The sequence below is a fragment of the Neobacillus cucumis genome (genome assembly GCF_023715505.1).
Genome location: NZ_JAMBOH010000005.1, coordinates 263,887 through 278,275, shown reverse-complemented (window position 1 = coordinate 278,275; position 14,389 = coordinate 263,887). Strand labels below are relative to the sequence as shown.

Genomic DNA, 14,389 nt, shown 5'->3' with positions numbered 1-14,389 from the left:
GAGGTGCTTTACGTGACAAGACAGATTAATAAAGTATTGGTGGCTAATCGCGGGGAGATTGCGATAAGGGTTTTTCGGGCTTGTACTGAACTGAATATTCGGACTGTTGCAATTTATTCGAAAGAGGATTCAGGCTCCTACCATCGATATAAAGCAGATGAAGCTTATTTAGTAGGAGAAGGAAAAAAACCAATTGACGCTTATTTAGACATTGATGGAATTATTGACATTGCTAAAAAAAATGGTGTAAATGCGATTCACCCAGGTTATGGTTTCCTATCAGAAAACATTCATTTTGCCAAACGCTGTGAAGAAGAGGGAATTATTTTTATCGGACCATCGTCCAATCACCTGGATATGTTTGGGGACAAAGTAAAAGCAAGAAGCCAGGCAGAACTTGCCAATATTCCCGTCATTCCAGGCAGTGATGGCCCTGTCAATGAGGCAAGTGAAGTGGAAGAATTTGCAGCTATCCATGGCTTCCCAATCATTATTAAAGCCTCATTAGGCGGTGGGGGACGCGGGATGAGAATTGTTAAAAGTAAAGAGGAAGTCCGCGAAGCCTTTGAACGAGCTAAATCCGAAGCGAAAGCCGCTTTTGGAAACGATGAGGTCTATCTTGAAAAACTAATTGAAAATCCCAAACATATTGAGGTTCAGATCATTGGGGATCAGCATGGAAACATGGTTCATCTTTTTGACCGCGATTGTTCCGTTCAAAGACGGCATCAAAAAGTGGTTGAGGTGGCTCCAAGTGTTTCCATTTCTGAGGATCTTCGGAACTCGATCTGCCAGGCAGCAGTAAAATTAATGGGCAAGGTCCAATATCTAAATGCAGGTACCGTTGAATTTCTTGTTTCCGGAAATGATTTTTATTTCATTGAAGTGAATCCGCGTGTACAGGTGGAACATACTGTAACAGAATTAGTAACTGGAATTGATATCGTTCAAACACAAATATTAGTATCGGAAGGACATGAACTGCACGGTCCGATTATTGGAATTCCTGCTCAAGAAAAAATTAAGTTAAATGGTTTTGCCATTCAGTCCAGGGTTACAACAGAGGATCCACTGAACAATTTTATGCCTGATACTGGAAAAATAATGGCTTATCGTTCAGGTGGGGGATTTGGCGTACGTCTTGATGCTGGTAATGGTTATCAGGGAGCCGTTATCACACCCTATTACGATTCCTTGCTTGTAAAACTATCAACGTGGGCATTAACTTTTGAACAAGCAGCAGCAAAGATGGTACGGAATTTACAGGAGTTTAGGATTAGAGGAATAAAGACCAATATTCCATTCCTTGAAAATGTCGTCAAACATGAGAAGTTTAGAAATGGTGAATATGATACATCGTTTATTGATACAACACCAGAATTATTTATCTTTCCTATAAGTAAGGACAGAGGAACAAAACTTTTAAGTTATATCGGAAATGTTACAGTGAATGGATTTCCTGGAATTGAGAAAAAGAAAAGACCTGTTTTCTCAAAGCCTAGAATTCCAACATTAAAATATGATGTTCCATATCAGAATGGGACCAAACAAATTCTGGATCAATATGGGCCTGATGGTCTTGTTGAATGGATTAAAAATCAAAAGCAAGTTTTACTAACAGATACTACCTATCGGGATGCCCATCAGTCATTATTAGCGACTAGAATGCGGACCAAAGATATTGCACATATTGCAGAAGAAACAGCCAAATTATTACCGGATTTATTTTCGTTCGAGATGTGGGGAGGGGCAACCTTTGATGTTGCCTATAGGTTCCTAAAGGAAGATCCATGGGACCGCTTATTAACTCTTCGTGAAAAGATTCCAAACGTCCTTTTTCAAATGCTGTTTCGCGGCGCTAATGCTGTTGGATATAAGAATTATCCGGATAATTTAATCCGTGAATTTATCAATCAGTCAGCCTCAGCAGGAATCGATGTCTTCCGGATTTTTGACAGTCTAAACTGGGTAAAGGGAATGGAAGTTGCCATTGATGCAGTCCGCCAGTCAGGGAAAATTGCTGAGGCAGCCATCTGTTATACAGGGGATATCTTAGACTCAACAAGAGTAAAGTATAATCTCGACTATTACCGAACATTAGCAAAAGAGTTGGAGAAGCAAGGTGCTCATATTCTGGCAATAAAAGATATGGCCGGACTGTTAAAGCCTGAAGCAGCTTATCGGTTAATATCCGAATTAAAAGCGACTGTCGATATCCCTATTCATCTCCACACACATGATACAAGTGGAAATGGAATTTTCACCTATGCACGTGCCATTGATGGCGGGGTTGATATTGTTGATACAGCATTAAGTACAATGGCAGGATTAACATCGCAGCCAAGTGCTAATTCCTTATTCTATGCACTTGAAGGAAATACGAGAAAGCCAAAGGTAAATATTGATGCGCTAGAGAAGCTTTCCTATTACTGGGAAGATGTACGCAAAGTTTATCATGATTTTGAAAGTGGAATGATTTCCCCTCATTCAGAAGTATATAAGCATGAAATGCCAGGCGGTCAATATAGCAATCTTCAACAGCAAGCTAAAGCAGTAGGGCTTGGAGAACAATGGGATGAAGTAAAAGAAATGTACTCCCGTGTCAACCAAATGTTTGGGGACATTGTTAAGGTAACTCCTTCCTCAAAGGTTGTAGGGGATATGGCCCTATTTATGGTGCAAAATGACTTAACGGAGGAGGATGTTTTATTAAAGGGGAATAGTCTCGATTTCCCTGACTCTGTTGTTGAATTATTTGAAGGTTATTTAGGGCAGCCATACGGAGGATTCCCTGAAGAACTTCAAAAAGTCATTTTAAAAGGAAAGAAGCCTTTAGAAGTTCGACCTGGTGAACTTCTTGATGAGGTGAATTTCGACATACTTAAAGAAGAGCTGTTTGAAGAACTTGGCAGACAAGTAACCGATTTTGAAATTTTATCTTATGCACTCTATCCAAAGGTGTTTTTAGAATATATCAAGGCAAATGAACGATTTGGGAATATTTCGATGCTCGATACACCAACATTCCTTTATGGAATGAGATTGGGTGAAGAAATTGAGGTAGAAATTGAAAAAGGTAAAACACTGATTGTTAAGTTAATCTCGATTGGTCAGCCCCAGGCCGACGGCACAAGGGTGGTTTATTTTGAGCTAAATGGACAGCCGCGCGAGGTGTCTATCAAGGATGAGAGTATTAAAGCAACGGTCACATCTAGATTGAAGGCAGATATGAAAAATGAAGAGCACCTTTCAGCCACTATGCCGGGAACAGTTATTAAGGTTTTGGTAGAAAAAGGAGAGAAAGTAGTAAGAGGAGATCATTTACTGATCACAGAAGCGATGAAAATGGAAACAACGGTTCAAGCACCCTTTTCGGGTATAGTAAAAGACCTGTACGTTAAAAGTGGGGATGCCATCCTAACAGGAGACCTTTTAGTAGAACTGACAAAAGCTTAAATGAGAGTAATAAAAAAGTTGCCGGGAGTTACCGGCAACTTTTTTATTGATGATTCCGACGTGATCTTGAATACAAGAGAAGGAAATAACTTAATACACCGAATAAACAAGTGATAAAAAAGGCATGCAGGAGTGCGATATAAAGGTTTAACATGCTAAAGATGATAAACGCTCCTGCAATTACTTGTAAGGACACAAGGATGAAAGCAATCATCCAGCCCCAATATAGAACTTTCTGCTCTTTATAATGACGTACGGCAAGGTAAAAAATATATGAAATCCAGATAAAAATGATCCCTGCTGCGGCACGATGCCCCATTTGCACCCATTGGTATATGTCTGATGGCAAGGAAAGGTTTTCATTAGAGCATAAAGGCCAATCGAGGCATACAAGACTTGCTTTCATATGGCGGACCAATGCTCCTGTATAGATGACAAGATAACTGTAAATAGAGACACCTACAATATGAAACCCCATTCGTTTATCGATGTATAGCTTTTCTGCATCGAACTTTTTATCGATTTCAAATATAAGCAAGGTTAGTAAGAACACGGATGCAAAGGAAACGAGTGATATTCCGAAATGCAAGGCAAGGACAAATCCTGATTGTCCCCATAGTACGGCGGCAGCCCCAATTAATCCTTGTAAAAGCAAAAAGATAAATGACAGTAATGAAAGAAATTTAGTTTCTCTAATATGACCAATTGCTTTCCATGACCAAACCGAAAGAACGAGAACCATTATTCCCCCAGCTCCTGAGACAAGCCGATGAGCAAGCTCAATCATTAGTTCAGGAGTTATTTCCGAGGGAACAAATTTCCCCTCGCATAAAGGCCAGGATCTTCCACACCCCATCCCAGACCCGGTCTTTGTAACCAAGGCACCGCCAAGTAAAATAAATATCATTACGATTGTGGTTGCAACCGCCAGCCACTTCAAAGAACGTCGCAAAAAATTCACCTCTTAAATAGTTCAATAATTTGTCATTGGTTAAACCTGACAGTATAATAAATGAAAAAGTAGCTAGATTGAAAAGTCCCTATTAATCATAACGAAAATAGTATAAAAAGAACAGATTTTTAGCTGACAATAATTAAATAAAAAGTGGTAGATGAATAATAACTATATTTCACTATTATTATAGTGAAAATAGTCAAAAGGGTTGAATCTTAATTTTAAGGTAGTAAAATTAAATAAAGAGGAATGCTAAAAGTACAAATAAAAGAATAAAAATTAATAAATAAGAACAATCTTATTCTTTTTTTCTTAACAGTTATTTTATGGAAGAGATCAAATGTATGGAAGTGTATGAATCACATAGTACGTTTTAAGTTTTGTCACAATTTAGTCTAAAATTATTCAAAAAAAGTTCACAAAAATATCAAAAAGTGTGATTTAATATACAGAGAAAGTGTTTTAGAAACTGATGCTTTTAAAAGGTTAACTAAATTTTTCATAATAGAATCTAATAAAATAAAAGAGCTTACCCTTTTATTTTTAGTCGGCACTTCACTTTTAAATAATAAGGAAGTATTTAAGTTCCTTAATTGGTGAATATTTGTTAGTAGGATTAGGAGGAAATGATATGTCCAACTCTAAGGGTTATGGAGATTCGGCCATTGAAAATGGTGTGGCAAGTCTGCAAGGAACAATCGAAAAAACGACCGTCTGGAAGGACTTTATGGCCCTTATTAAAATAGGAATTGTTAATTCCAATTTAATTACCACCTTTACTGGTCTATGGCTGGCGCTTCATTTTTCTGGACAAAGTTTTTTTTATAACTTAGATATTGTATTTTTTACAGTAGCTGGTTCTTCACTGATTATTGCTGGCTCTTGTGCCATTAATAACTATGTTGACCGTGATATTGACCCCTTAATGGAGAGAACCAAAACAAGGCCAACCGTTACAGGGAAGGTAATGCCTATAAAAGTATTAGCCCTTGGTATTTTGCTTATTGGACTGGGTACACTGTGTTTATTCTTTACTACGATAACTGCCACAGTAATTGGACTGCTTGGGGTTTTTAGTTATGTTTTCCTTTATACACTATGGTCAAAGCGCCAGTTTGTATCAAATACAATTATTGGAAGCATCTCAGGAGCCGTACCCCCTTTAATTGGGTGGGCAGCTGTTGATGGAAATCTTGATATAATGGCTTGGGCATTATTTGTTTTAATGTTTGTCTGGCAGCCTCCTCACTTTTATGCTCTTGCAATGAGAAGAGTGGAAGAGTATAGAGCCGCAGGCGTACCAATGCTGCCAGTGGTTAAGGGTTTCAAGACAACAAAGATTCATATTTTGGTTTGGGTGGCGGCACTTCTGCCAATCCCGTTTTTTCTTACTAAGTTAGGAATCCCATTTCTGATTCTTGCTACCGTGTTAAATATCGGTTGGCTGGTATTGGGGATTTATGGATATAAGGTCAAAGATGACATTAAGTGGGCAAAACTAATGTTTGTCTATTCTTTGCAATATTTAACAATTATTTTTGTGGCGATGGTTATAGTGACATTAATTTAGTTTTGCCTTGGTTTAAACCGGGAAAAAGGAAGTACTTCTTTCTTTTTCCTAATTAGTTGATTGATGACGGTTACATATACTAAAGTCTTTAAAGCTGCTGTTGATCACTAACGAAGGGGAGAACCATCCTACATACTTCTTTGACCAAACAATATTTTAGAATTCATTAGTGAAAGAGGGGTTTGATTAAGCTATGAAGAGGCTTGCAAAGTGGCGTCTAATTTCGTTATTTGCGATGTTAGCGCTTGTACTTTCCGGATGTGGGAAACCATATTTATCAGCGTTAAATCCAGCCGGGGAAGTTGCAGACACACAATATGATTTAATGAAGTTAAGTACTTACGTCATGGTGGGAGTAATCCTAGTAGTAGTGGTAATCTTTGTTTTGGTATTTGTCCGCTTTAGAAGAAAAGATGAAGGAATCCCAAAACAAGTTGAAGGAAGTCATCGTTTAGAAATTATCTGGACTGCGATTCCGATATTATTACTACTCATTTTGGCTGTTCCAACTGTTGCGTCAACATTTAAGCTTGCTGATGTGAGTCCGATGGACAAAAAGAATACAAAAGCACTTATTGTAAATGTACGATCACATTTATATTGGTGGGATTTTGAATATCCTGGTCAAAAAATTGTAACAAGTCAGGAATTAGTGGTTCCTACAAATGAAAAAGTTTATTTTAATTTAAAATCTATGGATGTTAAACACTCATTCTGGATTCCAGCTGTTGGTGGTAAAATCGATACCAACACAGATAATGCCAATAAGTTTTGGCTGGAATTCGATGATAAGCGTGCGAACGAAGCTGGTAATCTTTTTTATGGGAAATGTGCTGAGCTTTGTGGACCATCACATGCTCTGATGGACTTTAAAGTTAAAGCAATGAGCCGTGATAAATTTGATGCTTGGGTTTCGGCCATGCAAAATGTAAAAGAACCGCAAAAAGCAACAACAGCTTCTGCTGCAAAAGGACAAGAAATATTTAATCAAAGCTGTATCGGCTGCCATGCAGTTACACCTGCTAATAAAATGCCAGACACTGCTCGTGTGGCACCAAACTTAACAAACTTTGGTGACAGATCTCGTGTAGCAGGTATCTTAGATCATAATAAAGAAGAACTAAAAAATTGGATTAAAAATCCTGAAACCTATAAACCAGGTAATATGATGACTGGTAAATATGGAAACTTGACTGATGACCAAATTGATGCGGTAGCAGATTATTTAATGGGCTTAAAGGTTCAGGAATAATAGGGGAATTGGTTGAAAGGGAGGTAAAATTGTGAGTACCATTGCTCAAAAAAAGGGATTCGGCGCAACATTATGGGACTATTTAACAACGGTCGACCATAAAAAAATTGCCATCCTATACTTTATTGCAGGCGGATTTTTCTTCTTAGTTGGAGGACTAGAGGCGGTTTTTATCCGTATCCAGCTTGCTGTACCTAATAATGATTTTGTTAGTGCAGGTGCATATAATGAAATCCTTACTATGCACGGAACAACAATGATTTTCTTAGCGGCGATGCCGTTGCTGATTGGTTTTATGAATGCTGTAATGCCATTGCAAATAGGGGCTCGTGACGTAGCATTTCCATTTGTTAATGCGCTAGGTTTTTGGTTGTTCTTCTTCGGAGGAATATTTCTAAATTTATCTTGGTTCCTGGGCGGTGCTCCTGATGCAGGCTGGACCTCATATGCATCACTTGCACTTCATTCTAAAGGTCATGGTGTTGACTTTTATGTACTAGGATTACAGATCTCGGGTATCGGTACATTAATCGGTGGTATCAATTTCCTTGTTACCATTATTAACATGCGTGCTCCTGGTATGACCTATATGAGGATGCCATTATTTACTTGGACAACGTTTGTTGCATCTGCATTAATTTTATTTGCATTCCCTCCATTAACAGTTGGTTTGACTTTAATGATGTTTGACCGCCTGTTTGGAGCTAATTTCTTTGATGTTACAATGGGTGGAAATACAGTTATTTGGGAACATCTCTTCTGGATCTTCGGACACCCCGAAGTGTATATCTTAATACTTCCTGCATTTGGTATTTTTTCAGAGATCTTTCCGATTTTCTCAAGAAAACGTCTTTTCGGTTATTCATCCATGGTATTTGCGACAGTGCTTATTGGTTTCTTAGGCTTTATGGTATGGGCACACCACATGTTCACAACTGGTTTAGGACCTGTTGCCAATGCTATTTTTGCTGTGGCAACAATGGCCATTGGGGTTCCAACGGGTATCAAGATTTTTAACTGGTTGTTTACGATGTGGGGGGGAAGTATCAAATTTACTACTCCAATGTACTGGGCTTTTGCTTTTATCCCTACCTTTCTAATGGGGGGGGTTACAGGTGTAATGCTCGCTGCTGCTTCCGCAGACTACCAGTATCATGATACTTACTTTGTTGTTGCTCACTTCCACTATGTTATTGTTGGTGGTGTAGTGTTCGGTATTTTCGCTGGCATACATCTTTGGTGGCCAAAGATGTTTGGAACGATGTTAAATGAAACGTTAGGAAAAATTACATTCTGGTTCTTTTTCATTGGCTTCCATTTAACTTTCTTTATCCAGCATTTCTTAGGTTTATGGGGCATGCCGCGACGTGTCTTTACTTACCTTCCTGGCCAAGGTTTTGAAACTGCAAATATGATCAGCTCTGTTGGAGCCGGATTTATGTCGATTGCAGTAATCATCATGCTCCTTAATGTTGTATTGACTTCTGTGAAAAATGTTAAAGTGGGTAATGATCCATGGGGTGATGGTAGAACACTTGAATGGGCAATTCCATCACCACCGCCATTTTATAACTTTAAACAGCTGCCATTAGTTCGTGGTTTAGATGCTTATTGGATTGAAAAAATGGAAGGGAAAAAAGGTATGACACCGGCTGAGCCGCTTGGTGATATTCATATGCCTAACTCTTCATTTATCCCATTTGTGATTGCATTAGGATTGTTCATTGCAGCATTTGGTGCGATGTATCATGTTGATAAAGTATCTTGGGCATTGCCAGTCATGATTATTGGGCTACTAATAACTTTTGGATCAATGTTTACGCGTTCTGTTAAAGATGATCATGGTTTCCATATCCATAAAGAGGAATTACAGGAAGAAAAGGGGGTTAAGGCATAATGCACGCTGAAGAAAAAATGACTTATGAAACATGGCCTGCAGAGCCGGAAAGATCTACCCTTGAGGCAAAAAATAAATTTGTTGGTTTTTGGTTATTCTTAGGGGGAGAGACCGTTTTATTCGCCTCTCTCTTTGCCACTTACCTTGCATTAAAAGATAAAGTCCCAAATACAAGTCAGCCCTTAGCAAAAGATTTATTTGAATTACCACTAACATTTCTTGCGACAATGCTGTTACTAACAAGCTCAATCACAAGCGTATATGCTATGTATCATATGAAGAACTTTGCCTTCAAGAAAATGATGCTTTGGCTTGGTGTTACAGTTTTACTAGGTCTTGGCTTTCTTGGTAGTGAGGTTTATGAATTCACACATTATGTCCATGAGGGACATAAATTTACAAGCAGTGCGTTTGGTTCAGCCTTCTATGCACTTGTTGGCTTCCACGGTGGTCACGTTGCCTTTGGGTTATGCTGGATTCTTTCTCTGATGATTCGTAACTCCAAGCGTGGTCTTAACTTGTACAATGCGCCAAAATTCTATGTTGCCAGCCTTTATTGGCATTTTATTGACGTAGTTTGGGTATTTATCTTTACTGTAGTATATTTGATGGGGATGGTGGGATAAAATGACAAATCAGCCATTAAGCTCAGGCAACCCAAGAGTAGATTTAGAATATCGCCGTAAAAAAAGCGCTGAAGAAATGCGTTATCAAGTGATCTCGTTTGCCTTAATGATTTTCTTAACATTGGTGGCCTTTGCTGCAGTTGCAATGAAAGGATTTACGGCTTGGTTTACTGTACCGTTTATCATTTTATTAGCAGCAGTTCAGGTTATCTTTCAGTTATTTTATTTCATGCATATGAGCCATAAAGGGCACGAGGCACCTACTTTGTTTCTGTTCTCAGGTTTATTTGTTGGCTTAACTGCAATATTAGCATTTAGCACCATTATCTGGTGGTAATAAATGAAAGAAAAATCGGCTTCTAGCCGATTTTTCTTTTTAGCAAATACTCAACCTTTGCTTGATCTAAATTCTAAAGTTATAATACTAATAAGACTCTTTAATAATATTGAGGTGAGTTTAAGGTGCTTTCTCTAGATATCTTTGGTTTTGAAGCCCTTTGGAGCCCGTACTTTTTAATTATATTACTTGCACTTACTGGTGCTTTCTTTCTGATAACTACAATATTAAGAACCAAATTCCAATATAGTGAACCATTAACTGCTAAACAAGCATGTCTTTTTTTAACAGCTATGGTCTTATTATATGCCATTAAGGGATCACCGTTGGATTTAATGGGACATCTTGTGTTCTATATACATGGAATTACGATGGTTCTGTTAGTTTTCCTTGTTCCCCAATTGTTTATTTTATCCATCCCTAATTGGCTGTGGAGAACGATTTTGAATTTAATAGTTATTAAATCATTATTCAAGATATTTTCAAAACCAGTTGTCGCCGTACTTTTATTTAATGCTTTCTTTTCCTTCTATCATATACCAATCGTTTTTGACCATGTCATGCAAAATAGATATCTTCATGCGGGATACTCCATTGTCTTATTTGTGTTAGCGATAGGGATGTGGTGGTCATTGATTTGTCCTTTACCTGAGTATAAAAATTTAACTGGAATTAAAAAAGTAGCTTATATTTTTGTAAACAGTATACTAATAACTCCTGCATGTGCACTAATTATTTTTTCAGATAGCTCAATGTATGCAACATATCATGATCCTAAGGTATGGTCACAAGTAATGAGTTTATGTGTTGGTTCTGGGTTTGATAATTTGAATTTAACTGGTCCGGAGTTTTTTAGTTCTATGTCTGCAGTCGAAGATCAACGGCTTGGCGGGATAGTAATGAAAATAATCCAAGAGATTATTTTCGCTGTTGTTTTAGGCCAGGTATTCTTTGAATGGTACCGTAATGATCAGGAAGACTCTGAACGTGAAATGAAAAAACATAATTTAAATCCTACTCTTGTTGAATAAACTCCCTTCAAATGGGAGCTTTTTTTATGAAATTACTAGTATTATTTGAAAAGAAAAGAGAACTAAACTAAAATGAAGTTAGAATATTTGAGAGTGAGGATACATAATGAATTTACCTATTTTACCTACGATTAGTACATCTTTTATAGTGTTAAGTGCGATTACAGTTGCGATAGGCTGGTGGCAAATTAAACAAAGAAAAATTGAAGCTCACAAAAAAACAATGTTTGTTGCTGCTATTTTTGCTCTTATCTTTTTTATTATATACGCATCAAGGACAATTTTCATCGGGAACACCTCATTTGGCGGACCAGCAAATATAAAAATTTATTATACGATTTTTTTAGTTTTTCATATTACATTAGCAACCGTAGGAGCAGTCTTTGGGATTATCTCATTAGTTACAGGATATAAGAATAATCTTTCCATCCATCGTAAGTTAGGGCCTGTAACTAGTTTTATATGGTTTTTTACAGCCATAACAGGGGTTGCTGTTTATCTTTTGTTATATGTTTTTTATAAGGGTGGAGAGACGACGTCGATGATTAAAGCCATTCTTGGTTTATAAATATTTTCCAAGATTACTACACTGAATATTGACCGAATAGATAAAGGTGCTTATTTTAGCACCTTTTTATCACATCATTTTTAGTTATCTGAATACTTATAAAATGGTACGAATCTAAATAAAATTTTGGGAGGAAGATTTATGGATATTAAGATCCTTAAGGAAGATGAATATTTAGAATCATTAAGGCTGTCTGAATATGCTTTCCAATACAATGTTCCCGAGGAAAAGATTCCTGCTAGACTTGAAATGTTAAAATCTCATAAGTTATTAGGGATAAGAGAAAATAGTGCACTTGCTGCAAAATTACATATCATTCCTTTTGCTGTTTATATGAATGGGGAAGTTTGGGATATGGGAGGAATCGCTGGAGTAGCCACCTACCCTGAATATAGACGGAGTGGTCATGTTAAATCACTAATAATGGAAGCATTAGCGCAAATGAAACATGATGGACAAATCGTTTCTTTATTGGCACCATTTGATTTTGCCTTTTATCGCAAATTTGGCTGGGAGATTTTAAGTGAGGTGAAGAAAGTTACGATCGAAAAAGTGAATCTTCAACTTCTTAGCCCACAATCGGGTTATATAAAGAGGAATTCTAAGGAAACTCATCATAAGGATATTGAGGAAATCTATCGAAAGTATGGAAAAAAGTATTCTGGGATGCTCGTTCGTGACACAAAGTGGTGGAAGGAACATGTGTATGATGACCAATCACAAGCCGCGGTCTACTATAATACCTCAAAGGAAGCAAGGGGCTATGTAGTATTTAATGTAAAAGATAGAAAAATGGATATCCAGGAAATAGCGGCATTAGATCAGGAAGCAAGAGTGGGTCTATGGAATTTTATTTGTCAGCATGACTCAATGGTTGATTATGTTACAGTAAACTTGCCGGTCCATGATCCTTTTCCATATTATCTTAATCAACCAAAATTAAAAACTGAAGTAATGCCCTATTTCATGTGTAGAATTGTTAATGCGAAAAAGTGTTTAGAAAGGTTTCGGTTTGATAGTACAGCAAACCCTATTTTTATTCATCTGGAGGACCCTTTTGCTGCATGGAATAATGGAAGTTACCTAATAGGGAATGGTGAAGTGAAGGAGTATAAGGCGAAAGAGGGAAGTCAGTGCTTAAATCCGCCAAAGAGGGGGATTCGTTTGACCATTAATGACTTATCTGTGATTCTTTTTGGCTATAAAAGGCCAGAAGAACTGTATGATTTGGGTCTAATAAAGGGATCAAAGCAAGAAGTCGATCAATTCGAAACCATGATTCCGCAGCTAAAATCCGCGTTTTATGACTTTTTCTAATACTAGAACATAAGAAGGGTGCATGAATCATTTCATGCGCCCTTCTTTTATTAGATAATTATAAATACTGACTTTGAAAATTGTCCAGCTCCAGCGCCCAGCGACTAGTGTACTTCGCCCATCTCCCTACGATAAGTCAACATCGAATCGACTGGAGCTCCGTGTTTCCTTTATCTCAGTCGATGGGCTCCAGTCCTGTCGTGCGCTAAACGGGCCTTCAGCTTTTAAATTGCAAACTGACTGATTTCTTCTGCTAAATTTCCAAGGATTTTTTTGCACTGAGTTACAAGGGAAGCAGGGAAATTTTCACCCTCACCATATTCTACTCCATGAGGATAATAATGCTTTCCTAAAAGTGGTGTCAGTAATTGAATGGTAGCCTTAAACACGTCAACATCACCCTCCACCGCAAAACCTTGAACACGAAGATAAAATACCCCTTCTTTTAGCTCGAATTTTCGGTCATATGTAACCCGGTCATAATCCCATTGTCCGGCCCGTACTAAACCGTATTCATGCATAACGTCATCTAAACGGTTTAGGTCCGCTTTTAATTTCTCAATTCCAGTATTCTCGAATTTCATCTTAAATCCCTCCTAAAAACAGTTGCCAAGCCCTTTGTTCCTAAATTGGTATTGAGTAAAATAATAATTCATTCTAATAATAGTTGAAATTGTGGCAACTTGCAATGAATAGATTTAAGCGAATAAAACCGCTTGCATTGGTAAAGCCTAAAACCTTGAATAGAGGAATAAAAATAATTTGGAGGGAATTATAATGGAGAAAATTCGTGACATTATGACAGATGAGGTAGAATGTTGTACTTTATTAGATAATATCTTTGAAGTTGCTGTGAAGATGAAGGAACTCAATGTTGGGGCAATTCCTATTGTTGATAAGGAAAAACTAGTGGGCATGATTACAGACCGTGATATTGTAATTAGAGGGGTAGCCGAAAAACATCCTGGGTCTACAAAAGTAGAAGATATCATGAGTAAAGAAATGGTAACTGTAAGTCCAGAAACCTCCAGCAGGGAAGCAGCAAAATTAATGGCTGATCATCAAATTCGCCGCTTGCCTGTAGTAGAAAATGAGAAATTAGTAGGTATTGTATCCCTCGGAGATTTCGCCATTCGCGAGCTAACAGATGACCAGGCAAAAGAAGCCCTAAGTGAGATTTCAGAACAGAATCTCAATCGTGCTCAGCATTAAAATTATTATACAAATATTAATATTAACATGAAAACAGGTACAAAATGTGCCTGTTTTATTTTTTAAAAATATTAAGAAAACTGACATTTTTGCTTATGACTCTTACTAATCAGGATATAAATGATATAATTATTTTATCAATACATATAATGATAGAAATTGTTATAG

The 14,389-nt window shown here is 37.4% G+C and carries 12 protein-coding genes; 10 read left to right on the top strand and 2 right to left on the bottom strand.

Annotation, left to right across the window (positions count from 1 at the left end):
- Positions 1–12 precede the first annotated feature (12 nt).
- On the top strand, positions 13–3,456 hold the full coding sequence (gene pyc / locus M3226_RS10365; protein ID WP_251565014.1) for a pyruvate carboxylase: 3,444 nt from the start codon (positions 13–15) through the stop codon (positions 3,454–3,456).
- 43 nt (positions 3,457–3,499) lie between these two features.
- Here pyc and M3226_RS10360 read toward each other — a convergent pair whose 3' ends face one another.
- Entirely contained in the window at positions 3,500–4,408 is a 909-nt protein-coding gene (locus M3226_RS10360) for a COX15/CtaA family protein (RefSeq protein ID WP_251565011.1), read from the bottom strand.
- Between the two features lie 634 nt (positions 4,409–5,042).
- Here M3226_RS10360 and cyoE point away from each other — a divergent pair.
- The 8 genes from cyoE (at position 5,043) to M3226_RS10320 (ending at position 13,009) form a co-directional block, all read left to right on the top strand.
- The gene (cyoE, locus tag M3226_RS10355; RefSeq protein ID WP_251565009.1) at positions 5,043–5,981 is read left to right on the top strand and encodes a heme o synthase; all 939 of its coding nucleotides are present in this window, start codon (positions 5,043–5,045) and stop codon (positions 5,979–5,981) included.
- A 193-nt stretch (positions 5,982–6,174) separates the two neighbouring features.
- Positions 6,175–7,233 carry a cytochrome c oxidase subunit II gene (gene coxB, locus M3226_RS10350; protein WP_251565007.1) on the top strand — a complete coding sequence of 353 codons (1,059 nt, stop codon included), beginning with the start codon at positions 6,175–6,177 and terminating at the stop codon, positions 7,231–7,233.
- Between the two features lie 31 nt (positions 7,234–7,264).
- On the top strand, positions 7,265–9,130 hold the full coding sequence (gene ctaD, locus M3226_RS10345) for a cytochrome c oxidase subunit I (RefSeq protein ID WP_251565005.1): 1,866 nt from the start codon (positions 7,265–7,267) through the stop codon (positions 9,128–9,130).
- On the top strand, positions 9,130–9,756 hold the full coding sequence (locus M3226_RS10340) for a cytochrome (ubi)quinol oxidase subunit III (RefSeq protein ID WP_098526990.1): 627 nt from the start codon (positions 9,130–9,132) through the stop codon (positions 9,754–9,756). The genes ctaD and M3226_RS10340 overlap by 1 nt, the downstream gene beginning before the upstream one ends.
- Before the next feature lies 1 nt (position 9,757).
- Positions 9,758–10,093 (top strand): cytochrome c oxidase subunit IVB, encoded by a 336-nt coding sequence (ctaF, locus tag M3226_RS10335; protein WP_251565003.1) that lies wholly within the window; start codon positions 9,758–9,760, stop codon positions 10,091–10,093.
- A 125-nt stretch (positions 10,094–10,218) separates the two neighbouring features.
- Positions 10,219–11,124, top strand: a complete 906-nt coding sequence (ctaG, locus tag M3226_RS10330) for a cytochrome c oxidase assembly factor CtaG (RefSeq protein ID WP_251565001.1) — start codon at positions 10,219–10,221, stop codon at positions 11,122–11,124.
- A gap of 106 nt (positions 11,125–11,230) precedes the next feature.
- Positions 11,231–11,692 carry a DUF420 domain-containing protein gene (locus tag M3226_RS10325; RefSeq protein ID WP_098526993.1) on the top strand — a complete coding sequence of 154 codons (462 nt, stop codon included), beginning with the start codon at positions 11,231–11,233 and terminating at the stop codon, positions 11,690–11,692.
- 141 nt (positions 11,693–11,833) lie between these two features.
- Positions 11,834–13,009, top strand: coding sequence for a GNAT family N-acetyltransferase (locus tag M3226_RS10320; protein WP_251564998.1), 1,176 nt, complete (start codon positions 11,834–11,836; stop codon positions 13,007–13,009).
- A 224-nt stretch (positions 13,010–13,233) separates the two neighbouring features.
- Here the strand turns inward: M3226_RS10320 and M3226_RS10315 are convergent, their stop codons facing one another.
- On the bottom strand, positions 13,234–13,593 hold the full coding sequence (locus M3226_RS10315; protein ID WP_251564996.1) for a YugN family protein: 360 nt from the start codon (positions 13,591–13,593) through the stop codon (positions 13,234–13,236).
- A gap of 193 nt (positions 13,594–13,786) precedes the next feature.
- Between M3226_RS10315 and M3226_RS10310 the strand changes: the two genes are divergently transcribed.
- Positions 13,787–14,221, top strand: a complete 435-nt coding sequence (locus tag M3226_RS10310; protein ID WP_251564994.1) for a CBS domain-containing protein — start codon at positions 13,787–13,789, stop codon at positions 14,219–14,221.
- The last annotated feature ends 168 nt before the right edge of the window (positions 14,222–14,389 follow it).